This is a genomic window from Micrococcus lylae (genome assembly GCF_900163825.1).
GTDB classification, from domain to species: domain Bacteria; phylum Actinomycetota; class Actinomycetes; order Actinomycetales; family Micrococcaceae; genus Micrococcus; species Micrococcus lylae.
The window spans coordinates 137176-153490 of record NZ_FUKP01000067.1 but is presented as its reverse complement, the minus strand read 5'-3'; the positions used below and the strand labels follow the sequence as shown (position 1 = coordinate 153490).

General features: G+C 70.5%; 13 protein-coding genes. 5 read left to right on the top strand and 8 right to left on the bottom strand.

Annotated elements, in window-relative coordinates:
* Positions 1-36 precede the first annotated feature (36 nt).
* Positions 37-663, top strand: a complete 627-nt coding sequence (locus FM125_RS10675) for a hypothetical protein (RefSeq protein ID WP_087134583.1) — start codon at positions 37-39, stop codon at positions 661-663.
* Here FM125_RS10675 and FM125_RS10670 read toward each other — a convergent pair.
* The 7 genes from FM125_RS10670 to FM125_RS10640 are packed head-to-tail and all read right to left on the bottom strand — an operon-like array spanning position 653 to position 9619.
* Positions 653-2836, bottom strand: coding sequence for an O-antigen ligase family protein (locus FM125_RS10670; RefSeq protein WP_087134582.1), 2184 nt, complete (start codon positions 2834-2836; stop codon positions 653-655). The genes FM125_RS10675 and FM125_RS10670 overlap by 11 nt on opposite strands.
* Entirely contained in the window at positions 2836-3984 is a 1149-nt protein-coding gene (locus tag FM125_RS10665; protein WP_087134581.1) for a glycosyltransferase, read from the bottom strand. The genes FM125_RS10670 and FM125_RS10665 overlap by 1 nt, the downstream gene beginning before the upstream one ends.
* On the bottom strand, positions 3981-4535 hold the full coding sequence (locus tag FM125_RS10660) for an LbetaH domain-containing protein (protein ID WP_087134580.1): 555 nt from the start codon (positions 4533-4535) through the stop codon (positions 3981-3983). The genes FM125_RS10665 and FM125_RS10660 overlap by 4 nt, the downstream gene beginning before the upstream one ends.
* Positions 4532-6247 carry an FAD-dependent oxidoreductase gene (locus FM125_RS10655; RefSeq protein WP_087134579.1) on the bottom strand — a complete coding sequence of 572 codons (1716 nt, stop codon included), beginning with the start codon at positions 6245-6247 and terminating at the stop codon, positions 4532-4534. Before FM125_RS10655 ends, FM125_RS10660 begins: the two co-directional genes overlap by 4 nt.
* A complete protein-coding gene (locus FM125_RS10650; RefSeq protein WP_087134578.1) occupies positions 6244-7152 on the bottom strand; it encodes an aldo/keto reductase in 909 nt (302 codons plus the stop codon). Before FM125_RS10650 ends, FM125_RS10655 begins: the two co-directional genes overlap by 4 nt.
* A 14-nt stretch (positions 7153-7166) precedes the next feature.
* Positions 7167-8441: a glycosyltransferase gene (locus FM125_RS10645; RefSeq protein ID WP_245829988.1), complete on the bottom strand. Its 1275-nt coding sequence runs from the start codon at positions 8439-8441 to the stop codon at positions 7167-7169.
* Positions 8438-9619 (bottom strand): glycosyltransferase family 4 protein, encoded by a 1182-nt coding sequence (locus FM125_RS10640; protein ID WP_245829986.1) that lies wholly within the window; start codon positions 9617-9619, stop codon positions 8438-8440. Before FM125_RS10640 ends, FM125_RS10645 begins: the two co-directional genes overlap by 4 nt.
* Before the next feature lie 257 nt (positions 9620-9876).
* Here FM125_RS10640 and FM125_RS10635 point away from each other — a divergent pair, with 257 nt between their 5' ends.
* The 4 genes from FM125_RS10635 (at position 9877) to FM125_RS10620 (ending at position 15866) form a co-directional block, all read left to right on the top strand.
* Positions 9877-11562: a DUF885 domain-containing protein gene (locus FM125_RS10635; protein WP_087134577.1), complete on the top strand. Its 1686-nt coding sequence runs from the start codon at positions 9877-9879 to the stop codon at positions 11560-11562.
* Positions 11559-12212 carry a Maf family protein gene (locus FM125_RS10630; protein WP_087134576.1) on the top strand — a complete coding sequence of 218 codons (654 nt, stop codon included), beginning with the start codon at positions 11559-11561 and terminating at the stop codon, positions 12210-12212. The genes FM125_RS10635 and FM125_RS10630 overlap by 4 nt, the downstream gene beginning before the upstream one ends.
* A gap of 147 nt (positions 12213-12359) precedes the next feature.
* Positions 12360-14213, top strand: coding sequence for an acetyl/propionyl/methylcrotonyl-CoA carboxylase subunit alpha (locus FM125_RS10625; protein ID WP_087134575.1), 1854 nt, complete (start codon positions 12360-12362; stop codon positions 14211-14213).
* A 225-nt stretch (positions 14214-14438) separates the two neighbouring features.
* Positions 14439-15866 (top strand): MFS transporter, encoded by a 1428-nt coding sequence (locus FM125_RS10620; RefSeq protein WP_087134574.1) that lies wholly within the window; start codon positions 14439-14441, stop codon positions 15864-15866.
* A gap of 69 nt (positions 15867-15935) precedes the next feature.
* Here FM125_RS10620 and FM125_RS12355 read toward each other — a convergent pair whose 3' ends face one another.
* A complete protein-coding gene (locus tag FM125_RS12355) occupies positions 15936-16301 on the bottom strand; it encodes a hypothetical protein (RefSeq protein ID WP_245829984.1) in 366 nt (121 codons plus the stop codon).
* Between the last annotated feature and the right edge of the window lie 14 nt (positions 16302-16315).

The window sequence follows — 16315 nt, the reverse complement described above, 5'->3', positions numbered from 1 at the left end:
GCCTTTCTGGTCTCCCCCTTCTCGGCGTTCTGATTCATGTCCGCCCTGATCATGGCGGCCGTGCTCTACCGCGTGCTCGCCGACGGCGTCTCACCCCACGCCGCCCTGGCGCTCGGTCTGCTCGCCTGCGGCGCAGCCCGGCTCGCCCCGGAGATCGTGGCGAAGACGCCCGTTGCCGCCGGACAGGCCTTGATCGCCCTGGTGTTCGTGTATGCCGGCCACCAGCTCGCCTCCTCCCCTGCCCTGCGCCGGGGACCGGTCTGGGGTGTGCCGGTCGCGGCGGTCGGTATCGGCCTGTTCGCCGTCGGCCTCGTGGAGCCGTTGGATCTGAAGTCTGCGCCCCTCGGGACACCGGTGCTGTCCGTGCTCACGGCTCTGGCGGTGTGCTGGGGTCTGACCACCGGTGCCCGGGCGGTGCGCTCCTGCGGGATCCGCGCGGACAGGGCGATCGTCTCGTTAGCGGCCACCGGGACCGGTGTGATCTACGTGCACGCGGTCCTCAACTGGGGCCTGCACGCGGTCGGGCACGGGGAGGGGCCGTTGCTGCCGACCTTCTGCCTGGTGTTGGCGGGCAGCTGGTCGGCTGCCCTGTTGCTGGCCCGCACGCCCCTTCGCGGATGGGCTCTGGGGCGGGCCCCTGCCCCTCCTCCCCTCAGCCGGTGACGTCCCGCGCCGTCCTGCGGTGACGCAGCAGGTCGGGCCGGCCGACCGGATGGAAGACCTGGGGCCCCCTGTGGAGCAGCGTCAACACGGTCAGCGGCAATCGGCGTCCCGGAGAGAACCGGAGGAACATGGCGGGGCAGACATCCTTCATGGCGGTCCAGGACAGGCCGGCCTCGGCCACCGCTGTGGCCACCACGGTCTCATCGTTCGGGTGCATCAAGGGGCTCTGCCGGCCCTGCACCTGCCGGCGCAGGTCGACGGTCGCCTCCACGGCCTGCCGGGAGACCCTGAGCAGGGGGAAGAACGAATGCCACTCTGTCCCCTCGAACCCTCGGCTCGTCAGCGTTCCGTACCAGAAGCCGCCCGGCCGCTGGACGGCCATGGAGTGCACCACATAGTGGGCGGGGTCGTGGTCGAAGCGGGACATGAACTGAGAGGCGCTGATGCGCACGAACGCGACGTCCGGTTCGAGGAGCCAGACCCGCTCCACCTCGGGCCTGCGGTGGAGGAACACGGCCAGGGCATAGTCACCGCACCGCCATCCGGCGTCCGCGATGTCTGTACGCAGCCCCAGCTCCTCCAGCACCGGGCCGGTGATCGGCAGGACGTCCACGTCATCCGGCCAGCTGTGTCCGGCTCCGGTGACCTCGTCCGCCAGAATGGTGACGCTGTCGATGCCCGGGTCCCGACGCAGGCGGCGATACGCCGTCAGAGTGGGGCGGTCCGGCCGGTGTGCGCGCAGGATCACCGTGTGACCACTGGGGTTCGTCAACGCTGTCTCTCCTTCTGCAGCAACAGGTTCTTCCTCCACGGCGGCAGGCTCGTCCTCCGACTCATCACGAGCCCGGTCCGGGGCAGCAGGTTCACGGAGCTCCCCCTGTGGCGGGCCGGCCTCGGCAGCAGCCTCTTCCACGGCCACCTGTGCGCGGTCCGCGGACCACCGTGGCGCGGACGACCCGACCCAGGCGAGCGCCCCGAAGACGAACAGCATGGTCCCCTCGAGCGCCTGTGCCATGAAGGAGCTGGAGCCGAAGAACGCTCCGATGGTCACCACAGCGGCGACCGTGGACGGCCAGGCCCGCGCCCGCCGCGTGCCGGTGGCGAGGGCGGCGCAGGCGACGCTCACATGCAGGAGAGCGAGGACGGCGGCGGCGGCCATACCGAAATAGGTGCCGAAGATCAGGTATCCGTTCTCCAGGGACGAGCTCACAGCGCCGCTGCCCATCAGGTCGCGGTTGCCGGAGTATCCGGTCCACATGAACTCGTCCATGTGCTCGAAGGCCCAGCTGAACGCCCGCAGTCGCTGCTCGTTCGACCCCTGGTCGTCCTCGAACTTCGTGAGGACGCTGATGAACGCATCGGAGGACGTGAGCCAGGGGACGGCGACCGTCGCCGCTGCCGCGGCCCACACGATGGTGGCCACCCACCGCTGCCTCAGTGACCACAGCACCACGACGAGCAGCGCGCCCAGGGCCAGCAGCAGTGCCAGCCGCGCCTCGGCCAGCAGGATGCCGTAGACGAAGGTCAGTGACAGGACGATGCGGATTCCGATCCGCCGCAGACGCAGGGTGAGCGGGATGAGGGCCGCCAGGAAGAAGCCGAGCTGGATGCCGTGTCCGATCGTCCCGAGCGCCCGGTACACATAGTCGTCCCACCACCACTGGATCCGATACAGGCTCTCGTAGACCACAGCGGTGTGGGTGGTCATCTGGTACTGGCCCAGCGCCACCTGGACGATGCCGAGGAGCATGAGCGTCCAGATCAGGAGCGTCTCCGAACGCGGCCGGGTCCGCACCTCGTCCCGGATGAGCAGGCCGAGCAGGAACGGCAGCAGCACGACCTTCGTCATGCTCACCAGCGATGGGAGGGGGCCAGCCGAATAGGCGCTGAGACCGTTGCCCACGGCCCAGCCGACGAGCAGGAGCAGCAGCAGCAGGGTCGCCGTCGACGGGTTCATGGCCCGCCGTACGCGGGGCCAGGCGAACACCGCCTGGATTCCGAGGTGGACCACCAACAACCAGTACGCCGGGTGCAGGAGCGGCGTGACCAGACCCTCCGCCATGCCGGGGATCAACACGCGGGCGGCGACGATGCCGGCCAAGACGACGGCCGGACGGTTCCAGAACATCAGGGCGAAGACCAGACATCCGCCCAACCAGAGGACGGAGAACATCAACGTCCCCCTGCCCCGGCGGCACCGGCGTAGATCTCCTCCAGGCGTACTGCCACTGCCCCCATGCTGAAGTCCCGGGCCACCCGGTCCCTACCCGCCTGTCCTGCGGCCAGGCGACGGGCCGGATCCTGCAGGAGCTCGCGCACGGCGTCGGCAAGGGCGTCCACGGAGTCGTCCGCGGCCACGGTGCCGCCGGTCTCGGACACGATGCCTGCGATGCCGCAGTCGTGGTTGCACACCGTGGGCACCCCGACGGCCATGGCCTCGATGAGCGTCATGCCGAACGGCTCGTCCACGGCGGGCAGCACATACACGGCGGCGCGGGCCATCCGTGCCGCTGCCTGGTCTGCCGAGACTGCTCCTTCCCACCTGATCCGGCCGCGGCCGTCGTCCTCGTCCAGCGCAGCACGGACGGCGTCGCCACGGTCCTCGTCCGGTCCCACCAGGCTGAACCGGGCAGTGGGGAACTCTCGGGCCAGTATCTGTGCGGCTCGGATGAACTCGACAGGCCGTTTTCTGGCCGCCACCCGGGCGAGGAAGAGGACCTCCGGCTCGGGATCTGGGGCACCGGAGCACAACTCGACAGCTGTCTGCTCGCTTCCCGGAACCCCGTTGGCGAGGACCACCGGGTCCACGAGCCTGGGGAAGAGGCGTCGCAGCTCCTGACGCTCCGCCTCAACCAAGGCGATCGCCCCGCCTGCACGGGCCATGACCGGCTTCGTCGCCACCGCGTCCAGCGGGCGCGCGAGCAGGCGGTCTGATGCGTCGATCATCCCGTGGGTGTGGACCACATAGGGGACATCGCGTACGGCCACCGCCAGCGCCGCAGGCAGTGCCACCAGGTCTCGGGCCAGATGGAGGTGCACCACGTCGTACTTTCCGGCGTGCCGTAGCAGGTGGGCGGTCACCCCCGGCGACACGAGCCCTGCGAATCCGGTGCCCGGCACGGCCTGGAACGCCCGGTACAGGGTCACGGGGACGCCGTCGTACTCATGGGGCAGGGAGCCTGTGAAGCCTCGGGCGCCTGCCACCAGGTCCACGGTGTGCCCTCGCTCTTTCAGGGCTCGCACATGGTTCACCGCCACACGCAGCGGCCCCCCGAAGGAGCCGTCCGGGCTCACCAGGGTGACGACGTGAAGGATCCTCATCGACCGGCAGACTCCTCAGCGGCCGCAGCCCGGACCACGCCGAGGGGAGCCACGACCTTCGCTCCGTCCGGCACGTCCTTCACCACGAGAGACTTGGCGCCCACCAGGACGTCGTGGCCGATCGTCACCCCTCGCAGGATGGTCGCCTGTGCCGCGATCCAGGTGCGGGAGCCGATGCGGATCGGCGCATTGTCGAACTCGAAGTGGTCGTCGTCGAACAGATGAGATCCGGTGCAGACGAACACGTCCTGGGACAGGCAGGTGTTCGCGCCGATCTCCACCGGCTCGAGATTGAGGATCCAGACGCCCTCGCCGACCCAGGCCGAATCGCCGATCTTCAGCTTCCACGGCCAGTGGATGCGCACTCGATGGCGGACGAGAACGTCCTTGCCGATCTCGGCGCCGAAGGCACGCAGGGTGGCCGTGCGCAGCTTCGCAGGGCACCACCAGTGCTGCAGCACCGCTCCCTGAACGGCCAGCCATGCGGCCTGGACGACCTTCGGGCGTCCCTTGTCATAGCCGGCGCCGGTGAAACCGCGTAGGTCTTTCATGCTGTGGTGTCCTCTCGAGTCAGGTCGACGGCGCCCTGCGCCGAGATGACGGCGGTGCGGCCGAGGCCGCGCACGTGGTCCGCAAGACGGATCGCGAGGGCCACCGCCGTCATGGTCGGCCCCGCATGACTGGACGTCGGGAAGACGCCCGTCGAGCTCACATAGAGGTTCTCACACTCCCACACCCTCAGGTCCGGGTCGACGACAGACGTCTCCGGCCGGGTACCCATGCGCAACAGACCCATCTGGTGCGTCGCATCCGTGAGCTCCAGCGACTTCAGGTGGTCGAGGGTGGGCGGGGTGTAGCGACCGAAGCCGCTGCGCTCGATGCCCTCGGCGAGCAGGCACAGCGAGCGGTGGTAGTTCTCCCGGTCCGCATCGGACACCCGATGCTGGACGCTCAGCCGGGGGACGCCGAAACCGTCCCGCTCCGTGGCGGACAAGGTCACCCGGTTCTCCGGTGAAGGGGACTGCTCCGCGTCGAACCGGATGCGGTACCGCCCCTCTCTGGACCGACGGGTGAAAGCGGGAAGTGTGCGTGGATCGAGCCACCGGTCACGTGCCCACGTCACGCCGAACCCTGCAAGCTGCGGTAGGCCGAGAAGCACGTTCCGCACGTGTCCGGGGGCATCCGGGGCGTCGGCGAAGCGTCTGTGCATGCCGGCGGACTTGAAGCCGTCCAGAGAGAACAACGCCTTGCGTGCCAGCACGTAGGCGGAGAGCAGCGGATCCCCGTGACGCGGGTGCATCGGGTCCTCGTACCAGAGGGCGAACCCCATGTGCAGCAGGTCGTCACGGCGGCGCACCTCTTCGGTGAGCGTGAGGAGTCGGCGCACCCAGACGCCGTCATGGGACTTCGTGTACCGGACGGCGTTCTCTGCGGACCCCGGGTCCGCGAGGACGAGCTCCCCCACCTCGGCGATGGGGTGGATCATGTAGTTCCGGCCCACCTGGTCGAACCGGCCCCCCAGGCCGGAGGCCATGAGGAGCCGGGCAGACTCCAACCCTCCGCAGGCCACGACGACGGTCTCGGCAGCCACCGTGAACTCGTGTCCCGGAGCGGACGCGGCCACCACACGCCGCACGCGTTTCGGCGAGGCTCCGTCCGCAGCCGAATCGGTCTCCAGGCGCAGGACATTGGCGTGGTGCAGCAGCCGCATCCAGGGCAGGGTGTCGAGCTCGCGCCGGTAGACGTCGCCGAAGCGCACCGGCGGGGAGAACCGCCAGAGCCCGGTGTCGTCGACGAGGTCCTGGCCGCCGCCGAGCAGATGCACGGGGTCCCCGGGCAGCGCGTCAGCCGCTGTCCACTGGTATCGGCGCAGGTCCAGGGCGTGCGCCGCACGGCGGTAGTAGGGTTCCAGGCGTTCACGGTCCACCGGCCACGGCGCGTCGATGCCCAGCCCGGGACGAGCCTCGAGATCAAGGGCGGAGAACGGGGCGGCACGGCCGCCCCACTGGTGGCTGGCGCCGCCGAGGCCCTTCTGACGTGCCTTCTCGAGCGGCTCGCGCTGCTGGGAGGGCGCATCCCCCCGAAGGGTGTCCTGAGCGTCGGCCTCCACACCGATGCCGCCGCCTTCGAGGAGGAGCACGTCGCGGCCGGCGTCGGCGAGCTCGCGGGCGACCGTCACGCCAGACGGACCGGTGCCGATGATCAGCACGTCTGTACGTAACTCGGCCCCCGTGGGCAGGGCGCGTGCGTCGAAGATGGTCATCCAGCGGTCTCCTTCTTGTCCTGCCCGGCCGGCTCCGGCGTCGCCATCAGCCGCGCGACATTACGGCGCACGTGTTCGGGGGTGCTCATGCCCAGCAAAAGGAGGTCCGGTGCTGCCCGGTCAACGGCCTCGGCGGCCAGGGAGGCCACCGCCTCTGCCGGCCCCATCCGACCCACCGCGGCCCGCCGGGCCACCTGACCGCCGTCCCCCAGCGCACCGATGCCTACCAGCACGGACTCACGACGGCGGGGGTGAACCGTAAGCTTCTCGGCAAGGCTGTCGTTACCCGGACCGACGAGGGCCTCGATCCACGGCGTGCCAGGCAGATCCATGGCGGCCAGGGCAACGTCGTCCTCAGGGGTGGAGACGCCCCAGGCCCCGACCGCTCCTTCCTCCCGGAGCCGTTCCATGCCGGCCACGACCTCCGGGTCACGCACGGTCGCCAGGTCCGGCTCATGCAGGAGGTACACGGGGAGGGAGTCGAGTCCAAGCCGGCGCAGCGATCCCTGCACCGCCCAGCGGAGATAATCAGGCCGGAAGCACCGCCCTGCGGGGGCCGCGGCCCTCAGACCGCCAGCAGAGGGTCGGCCCGCACCAGAGCGGGCGGCCTGTGCCAGCGCGGCGGGGGTCTTCAGCAGTCCGCCCTTCGTGATCACGGTGACCCCCTCATGGCGCCGCAGAGCCCGCCCGACGAGCCGCTCGCTGATGCCGCGGGCGTAGACGTCCGCGGTGTCCACCACGGTCACTCCGAGGTCGAAGGCCGCGTCGAGAGCACGTGCACCCTCACGGACGCCCTTGCCCTGCCAGAACGCACCGAGACGAGCCGTGCCGAGGCCGAGGCCGGCCCGGAGACCGGTGTCCCCCGCCACCGTCAGCCCAGGATCAGGGAGGGACGCTGCTTCCATGCCGTGCTCCTTCGTCATGCTCGTTCGGCTCCGGGGTCAGAACCCGCTGCGGACTCGATGACGGCCTCCCAGGACCGGGCGACCCGCTCGCTCGCAAGAGGCCCCTTCAACAGTTCACGCCCGGCCAGGCCGATACGGTCAGCGCGATCGCCGTCCTCGGCCAGCGCCACGATGTGGTCCACGATGCCCTCGGGAGACTGCGCGACCAGCACGTCGACGCCGTCACGGAGCGGGATGCCGGCCACGCCGAGGGGGGTGGCGACCACGGGCAGGCCGACGCTGAGGGCGTCCAGGACCTTGGTCTTCACACCGGTGCCGGAGAGGACTGTGGACAGGAACCCCCGGTGACCGCGCAAGGCCTCCGCGAGGTCGTCGACGTATCCCACCAGGCGGATGCCCTCGGCATCCGCGAACTCTCGCATAGCCGCGTCGTCCGCCTTGCCATACGCGGCGACCTGCAGGTCGATCCCACGCGCCCGGGCGACGGGGATGATCTGGTCCCGCACATAGCGCAGCGCCCCGAGGTTGGGACCGTAGTGGAGCACCCCCAGAAAGGCGAAGGACAGGGGATCCTGTTCGGAAGGACGGCCCGGAAGCAGAGGAGACACCGCCATGGGCAGGTCCGCGACAGGCACTCCTGCCCGCTTGCTCAGAGTGCGGGCCTCATCGGCGGAGGTCATGGCCACACCTGCCGCCTGCCTGGCGATGTCGATCTCCCTGCGCCGCATCCGCCGAGATTCGTGGCGCAGCACCAGGTGAGCGGCCCGTTCTGCCAGGCCCCGAAGCCTGGGCGGGATCCGGTCCCCGTAGTACCCGAGAACCGAGTCGTTGCCGTCTCGGAAGGCTGCCGAGCCATAACGGTCGGAGAGAAGGTCGTCCAGGTGCATCACCACGGGTGCGGCGGCTCCCCGGAGGGAGGGCCACGTGCGGACGCCATCGCCGACCACGACGTCCGCCCTCAGTTCGGCCACGAGTGCGCGGACTTGCCTCCAGACCCGGGGACTGGTGAGCACCGCCTCGTTCAGACTGAGCCCTTGCACCGTCGCGGCAGCGGCGTGCACCGGCAGCCCGCTCAGGCGGGGAGGACGGATGCGGTGCACCGGGACCCCCATCCACTCCCCCTCGAGGCCGTCTGCGATCGCTGCGACGAACACCTCGTGCCCCTGGCCGCGCAGGCTGGTGACCGCCGTCTCGAGGACGGCCATGCGCCCGGTCCTCGAGGCCAACGGGTCCCGGGCCAGGACGAGCAGGACCCGTCGAGGACGGGCGGCGGTGCGGGTCGCTGTCACGTGGTCTCCTCTCCCACGGCGCGGCGGATGCCGGCACGGAATCCTGCCCATGAGAGACGCTGTGCCTCAAGCCGTGCGCGATGGTCATGGGTCCGCTCGGGATCGAAAGAGTGGTGGAATGCTTCGAGCGCGTCCACCAGGGGCTGCACCCTGCCCGCCTCGACCACCCGACCGAGATCGCCGGGGAGCCCCATGGACGGCAGCCCCGTGTTGGTGGATGCGATCAGACGGCACCCGTGCGCGAGTGCCTCGCCGAGGACAAGGCCGAACCCCTCCACCAGGGACGGGAGCACGAGGGCGTCCGCGGCATCCATCAAGGCCGACAGCTCGGTGTCCTCCGCACGCCCCCGAATGGTCAGCCTGGGCACGCCCGCGGCGAGCTCTTCGATCTGAGGGTCCAGGCGTGAGGCGACCACGGTGAGCGTGGCGTCCCCCACGCGGGCGACCTTCCATGCCTCTATGAGGATGTGCAGCCCCTTGCGCTGGACGCCTTGGCCCACGAAGAGGAACTGCTGCACTCCTCCCGGACCTTGGGCGCCCGACGCCGCAGGCGCCGGACAGCCGTAGGGCACCACGGACACGGCGTCGGGAGCGAGCCCCGCCAGCAGGAGGCCGCGGCGGGTGAAGTCCGAAGCGCAGATGGCGTGGTCCGCCGCGGCCACCTCGGCACGGTGTTTGGCCTCCATCGATGCGTTGCCGACTTCGGCTTCTTCCCACCACGGACGCAGGTCTGCGAGCTCGTCGATGTCCCGAAGGGTCTCCTCGATGAACCCTGGTGACGGGTGGTACTGGAAGAGGACGCGGCGGCCACGGGAGGGGCCTTCGAAAGCTTGGCGTGCGCTGCCGGAGTACAGCAGGAGGTCGAGGTCCGGCTCACGGCGGGCGACCCGAGCAGCAGTCCGCCCGAGCGCGCTTTCCACGAGGTCCGAGGGGAAGTCCGTGGGACGCACACGACGTGCCGCCTCGTACGGCAGCTGTGCCAGGAAGGCACCCTTCGAGGTGACCACGCTGCGAGCCGGTATCGACGGGTGGCGCCGGTGGGTGAGCGAAGGCAGGAAGTGGCCCGGCTTGCCGTGGTAGTAGTCGGTCACGAAACGTCCGAGATTCCCGGTCTCGGCCAGGGCTGCGGGAACCTGATATGAGTCCCGGTCCCGGTTCAGCGCGACGAGAAATGCCACTGTCCCACCTTCATCCTCGAGCGGCTGCCGCGGACTGCGACGTCGTCGGCCAGACTATCAGTGCCTCGCAATGGGAACGGGGCCACGGAACCAACGCACGACGGGGCCGTCGATCGCAGAGCGATGGACAGGACCGTTCCGGCCACGGCGATGAGCAGAACGAGGGCGCAGAACGTCACTCGGAACGGGGTCGTGCAACTCACTGCAGGCAAGCCGCCGACCTGAACCGGGCCGCCACAACACCTAGACTGCCAACCATGACCGCGATCACACCAGCTCCGCAGCACCGAGCCCGTCCGCTCTCCGCAATCGACGAGCGCGCCGACCGCTTCTACCGGGAGACCCTTGCCCTCCACCCGGAGGAGGCCACCAGCCTCGGCCTGCCCGGGCACGAGACCGAGTACGGCGACTACTCCCCCGCCGGCGCCGAGCGCGAGGACGAGGTGAACCGTCAGCTGCTCGAGGACATCGCCTCCATGGAGCCGGTGGACGACGTGGACCGCGTGACCAAGGCCGCCCTGCAGGAGCGCGTCGGCCTGTACCGCGAGATCCACGCGACCGGCCGCACCGAGCTGAACAACATCGCCTCCCCCGCCCAGAGCATCCGCGCGATCTTCGACCTGATGCCGACGGACACCGCCGAGCAGTGGGAGCACATCGCCGGCCGCCTGGCGAATCTGCCCGCCGCTCTGCAGGGCTACACCGAGTCCCTGCTCGCCTCCCGCGACCGCGGCCAGGTGGCCGCCGTGCGCCAGGTGGACATCGTGATCGAGCAGGCCCGCGCCCACGGCGAGGGTGAGGGCTTCTTCCCCGGCCTGATCGCCCGCGCCGCCGCGGCCGAGGTGGTGGACGAGGAGCTCGCCGCCCGCATCCAGGTCAATGCCGAGGCCGCCGCCCAGGCCTATCGCGACTTCGCCCAGACCCTGGAGACCGAGCTGCGCCCCCATGCCCCGGAGCACGACGCCGTGGGCCGCGAGCTCTACTCCCTCGGCTCGCGCATGTTCCTCGGTGCCGAGGTGGACCTGGAGGAGACCTACCGCTGGGGCCAGGAGGAGCTCGCCCGGATCATCGCCGAGCAAGAGGCCATCGCCGAGCAGCTCGAGCCCGGCGCCTCCGTGGAGCGCGCCCGCGAGATCCTGGACGCGGACCCGGAACGCAGGCTCAAGGGCACCGAAGCGCTGCGTGCATGGATGCAGGACCTGTCCGACCGGGCCATCGAGGCCATGAAGGAGCACTTCGAGATCCCGGCCCCCATGGACCGGGTCGAGTGCATGATCGCCCCCACCCAGGAGGGCGGCATCTACTACACCGGCCCGTCCGAGGACTTCTCCCGCCCGGGCCGCATGTGGTGGTCCGTCCCCGCCGGCGAGGACGAGTTCACCACCTGGGCCGAGACCACCACCGTGTACCACGAGGGCGTCCCGGGCCATCACCTGCAGATCGCCACCGCCATGATGAACCGCGGCGAGCTCAACGACTGGCGCCGCAACGCCTGCTGGACCTCCGGCCACGGCGAAGGCTGGGCGCTGTACTCCGAGAAGCTCATGGACGAACTGGGCTTCCTGGCCGACCCGGGCGACCGCCTGGGCATGCTGGACATGCAGCGCATGCGCGCGGCCCGCGTGGTGTTCGACATCGGCTACCACTGCGGTTTCGAGGCTCCCGAGTCCGAGGGCGGCGGAGAGTGGGACCCGGAGAAGGGCTACGCGTTCCTGGCCAAGCACCTGATCATCTCCGAGGGCCAGCGCCGCTTCGAGTTCACCCGCTACCTCGGGTGGCCGGGCCAGGCGCCGTCCTACAAGGTCGGCCAGCGCATCTGGGAGCAGATCCGCGCCGAGCACGAGCAGCGCGAGGGCGAGGACTTCGACCTCAAGTCCTTCCACACCCGCGCGCTCAAGCTCGGCGGCATGGGGCTGGACACCCTGCGCGAGGCGCTGGCATGACCGACGCACCGGAGCTCGTGCTCGGCTCGGCCTCGCCGGGTCGAGCCGAGATCCTCACCCGGGCCCGGGTGCCGTTCCGCACGCTCGTCTCCCACGTGGACGAGGCGGCGGTCGGCGCCCGGGCCTCCGGCGCGTCCCCGGCGCAGCTCGCCCTGCTGCTGGCCGAGGCCAAGGGGCGGAACGTGGTCGCGCAGGTCGCCGAGGCCGGCGTGGAGCGGCCGACCCTGGTGGTCGGCTGCGACTCCGTGTTCGAGATGGACGGCGTCGCCTACGGCAAGCCGTACGAGCCGGGGGTGGCGGTGGAGCGCTGGCGGCTGCAGCAGGGCCGCGCGGGCGTGCTTCACACCGGGCAGTGGCTGGGACTGGTGCAGCCGGACGGCACGTTGCGGTCAACCTCCGCGCAGGTGTCCGCGGTGGTGAGGTTCGCCGCCGCCGACGAACGGACCATCGCCGCCTATGTGGCCACCGGAGAACCACTCCGGTGCGCCGGCGCCTTCACCATCGACGGCGCAGGTGCCGCACTGGTCGACTCCGTGGACGGTGACCCCAACGCGGTGGTCGGCCTGTCCGTGTCCACCCTGCGGACACAGTGCGAGGAGCTGGGCGTCCCCTTCACCGTTTTGTGGGATTCCTCCAACTCCGAGCGCTGACAGCGCGGGATCGGCGCCGAGAACTGTAGGTTTCCGACGTCTCGCGGCTAGGGTGCCCGAGTGGGCGACGCCCGGTCCGGCGCACATCATGTGCGCGGACGGCGCGGGCGCCCGAGTAGACCTGCCACCGTGAGGAGACTGACGCGCATGACTTCCGCCGCCGCACACGAGAGCCCTGAGACCGACGCCCCGCCCCGTCGCTTCTCCCGGGTCCTCGTTGCCAACCGCGGGGAGATCGCCGTCCGCGTGATCCGCGCCTGCCAGGACGAGGGGCTGACCTCCGTGGCCGTCTATGCCGAGCCGGACCGGGACGCCATGCACGTGCGCCTGGCGGACGAGGCCGTGGCCCTCGGCGGCCAGACCGCGGCGGACTCCTATCTGCTCATCGACAAGATCATGGACGCCGCCGAACGCTCCGGCGCAGACGCCGTCCACCCCGGCTACGGCTTCCTCTCCGAGAACGCCAACTTCGCGCGCGCCGTGGAGGGGGCGGGCCTGGTCTGGATCGGTCCGCCCCCGGCGGCCATCGAAGCCCTGGGGGACAAGGTCTCGGCCCGCCGCATCGCCACCGCCGTGGGCGCCCCGCTCGCCCCGGGCACCACCGAGCCGGTCTCCGGCACCGCCGAGGTGCTGGAGTTCGCCGACGCGCACGGCCTCCCGCTGGCCGTCAAGGCCGCCCACGGTGGCGGCGGCCGCGGCATCAAGGTGGCCCGCACCCGCGAGGAGATCCCCGAGCTGTACGACTCCGCCGTCCGCGAGGCGATCTCCGCCTTCGGCCGCGGCGAGTGCTTCGTGGAGCGGTTCCTGGACCGGCCGCGCCACGTGGAGACCCAGTGCCTCGCGGACGAGCACGGCGACGTGGTGGTGGTCTCCACGCGCGACTGCTCCCTGCAGCGCCGCAACCAGAAGCTCGTGGAGGAGGCCCCGGCGCCGTTCCTCTCCGACGAGCAGAACGCCCGTCTCGTGGAGTCCTCCAAGGCCATCCTGAAGGAGGCCGGCTACGTGGGTGCCGGCACCTGCGAGTTCCTGGTGGGCGCGGACGGCACCCTGTCCTTCCTCGAGGTGAACACCCGCCTGCAGGTGGAGCACCCGGTCTCCGAGGAGGTCACCGGCATCGACCTGGTCCGCGAGCAGTTCCGCCTCGCCCGCGGAGAAGCCCTCGGCTACACGGACCCGCAGATCCACGGCCATTCCTTCGAGTTCCGCATCAACGGCGAGGACCCGGGCCGCGGCTTCCTCCCCGCCCCGGGACGCCTGACCCGCTTCCGCCTTCCCGCCGGCCCCGGCGTCCGTGTGGACACCGGCATCACCGAGGGCGAGACCGTCTCCGGCGCGTTCGACTCGATGGTGGCCAAGGTGATCGTCACCGGCGCCACCCGCCTGCAGGCCCTGCAGCGCGCCGCGCGTGCCCTGGAGGAGATGGAGATCGCCGGCATGCCGTCCGTGCTGCCGTTCCACCGTGCCGTGGTGAAGGACCCGGCCTTCGCGCCGGAGCTCACCGCCGGCGCCGAGGAGCCTTCCGGCTTCGACGTGCACACCCGCTGGATCGAGACCGACTTCACCGCGCAGCTCGCCCCCTTCGGCGGCGATGCCCAGGCTCCGCACGAGCCGGAGAGCCGCCACACCGTCACCGTGGAGGTCAACGGCAAGCGCGTGGAGGTGACCCTGCCGACCTTCGCCACCGCCCTGCACACCGTGCAGGACGCCGCCCAGCGCGCCGGCGGCCGCCGCCGTCCGCGCGGTGCCCGCCGCGGCTCCGGAGGCGGTGCCGCCGCCTCGTCGAACGCACTGACCGCCCCGATGCAGGGCACCATCGTCAAGGTGGCCGTGGAGGAGGGCCTGCAGGTCAGTGAGGGCGACCTGGTCGTGGTCATGGAGGCCATGAAGATGGAACAGCCGCTCACCGCCCACAGGGACGGCGTGGTCAAGGGCCTTGCCGTGAACGCGGGCGACTCCGTCTCCGCGGGCACCGCGATCGTCACCATCGAGGACGCGGAGTGAGCCTCCCGGAATCGGGCTGACAGCGTGGCCGGCCCCGAGGCCGGCCTGCGAGCACGGACGACGCCCCGGCGCATCAGCGCCGGGGCGTCGCCATGGACATCCCCGTCCCGCATGCTGGACAATCCGCCCCCCGACAGACAGGATGCTCGACGACGGTCCTACGGTGACCATCGTCCCACTCGCCTGAGCCGCCGATCCCGACGGCCCGAACCGCCAGGAGATCCCATGTCCTCCGTCTCCCCCGGCCCCTCCCCGGACGGCTCTGCAGCGGCCATCAGCGCTGCAGACGAGGTGCCTCGCTCCCGCGTGGTCACCGCGTCGCTGATCGGCACCTCGATCGAGTTCTACGACTTCTACATCTATGCCACGGCGGCCGTCTCGGTCTTCCCGCTGATCTTCTTCTCCGGCGCCGATGACACGGCGAAGCTGCTCGCCTCGATGGCGACCTTCGGCGTGGCCTTCATCGCCCGCCCGCTCGGCGCGGTGGTGTTCGGGCATCTGGGCGACCGCGTGGGCCGCAAGACCACCCTGATCGGCTCGCTGCTGACCATGGGCATCGCGACCTTCCTGATCGGGCTGCTGCCGACGTACCAGCAGATCGGCCTCTGGGCGCCTGCCATGCTGACCATCCTGCGCTTCTTCCAGGGCCTCGGCCTGGGCGGCGAGTGGTCCGGTGCGGCCCTGCTCGCCACCGAGTACGCCAAGGAGGGCAAGCGGGCCTGGGCCGCCATGTGGCCGCAGCTGGGCGCTCCCATCGGCTTCTTCCTCGCCAACGGCCTGTTCCTGCTGCTCGTGCTGGGCTTCGACCACGACTCCACCAGCCCGGAGATGGACGGCGTGTTCCTCACCTGGGTGTGGCGTGTGCCGTTCCTGCTGTCCCTCGTGATGGTGCTGGTGGGCCTCTACGTCCGCGTGAAGCTGGAGGAGACCCCGGTCTTCCAGCGCGCCCTGGCCAACGACCAGCGCGTCTCCGCCCCGCTGGGCGAGGTCGTCCGCCGCAACTGGTGGGAGCTGATCCTCGGCACCTTCGTCATGTACGCCACCTACGTGCTCTTCTACATCATGACCACGTGGATCCTGTCCTACGCGATCGGCAAGACCGGCGACGGCTTCCTCGGCGTCCCCTACGCAGAGTTCCTGGTCCTGCAGTTGGTCGGCATCGTGTTCTTCGCAGCCTTCATCCCGGTCTCCGGCATGCTGGCCGACCGCTTCGGCCGCCGCCCGGTGCTGCTCACCGTGACCGGCCTGATGATCCTGTTCGGGCTGACCTTCGGCTGGTGGCTCAACCCGGAGACCATGGGCACCGGCGCGGACGTGGACGTGCCGCGCATGGTGATGTTCCTGGTGATCGGCATGATGCTGATGGGCCTGACCTTCGGCCCGATGTCCGCGGTCCTGCCCGAGCTGTACCCGACCAACACCCGGTACACCGGCTCGGGCATCGCCTACAACGTGTCCTCGATCCTCGGCGCCGCACTGACCCCGTTCATCGCCGCCTGGCTCGTGACCACCTTCGACGTGGCCTACGTGGGCTACTACCTGGCCGCCGCCTCGCTGCTGACGCTCATCGCGCTCTTCCTGGCGCCGGAGACCAAGCACGCCGACCTCCACGAGGTCACCTCGGCCCGGGAGCGCCGCAGCGCCGCCGGCTGAACTCCGTTGAGGGACGTCGCCGGGCGGCGACTCCCGCAACGGCGCCGCCCGGCCTCCGCCGAGACGGACTCATCCCACGGCACTGCGTCCAACCGCTCTGCGTCCAAGGAGGCGTTGCGGAGGACGGTAGAGCCACCCCATCCGCCACCGCCGGGCGGCCTCGGCCACCAGCAGTGACAGGGCCACGGCGCCGACGAATCCGATGACGAGGTGAACACCGGGCGAGTCGACCCCCATCCTCATGAGCAGCATGCGGATGCCGGTCACGAACAGCAGGTGTGCGACGTAGACCTCGATGGTGCGGCCGCCTATCCAGACGAGCCATGCCGTGGACCTCGCGGGCAGCTTCGCCAGCACCCACGCCGCGCACACCACGACGACGACACCCGCCGTGGACACGATCAACGACATCACCGCCTGGCCGAAGAACGGCACCGACGGTGAACGTG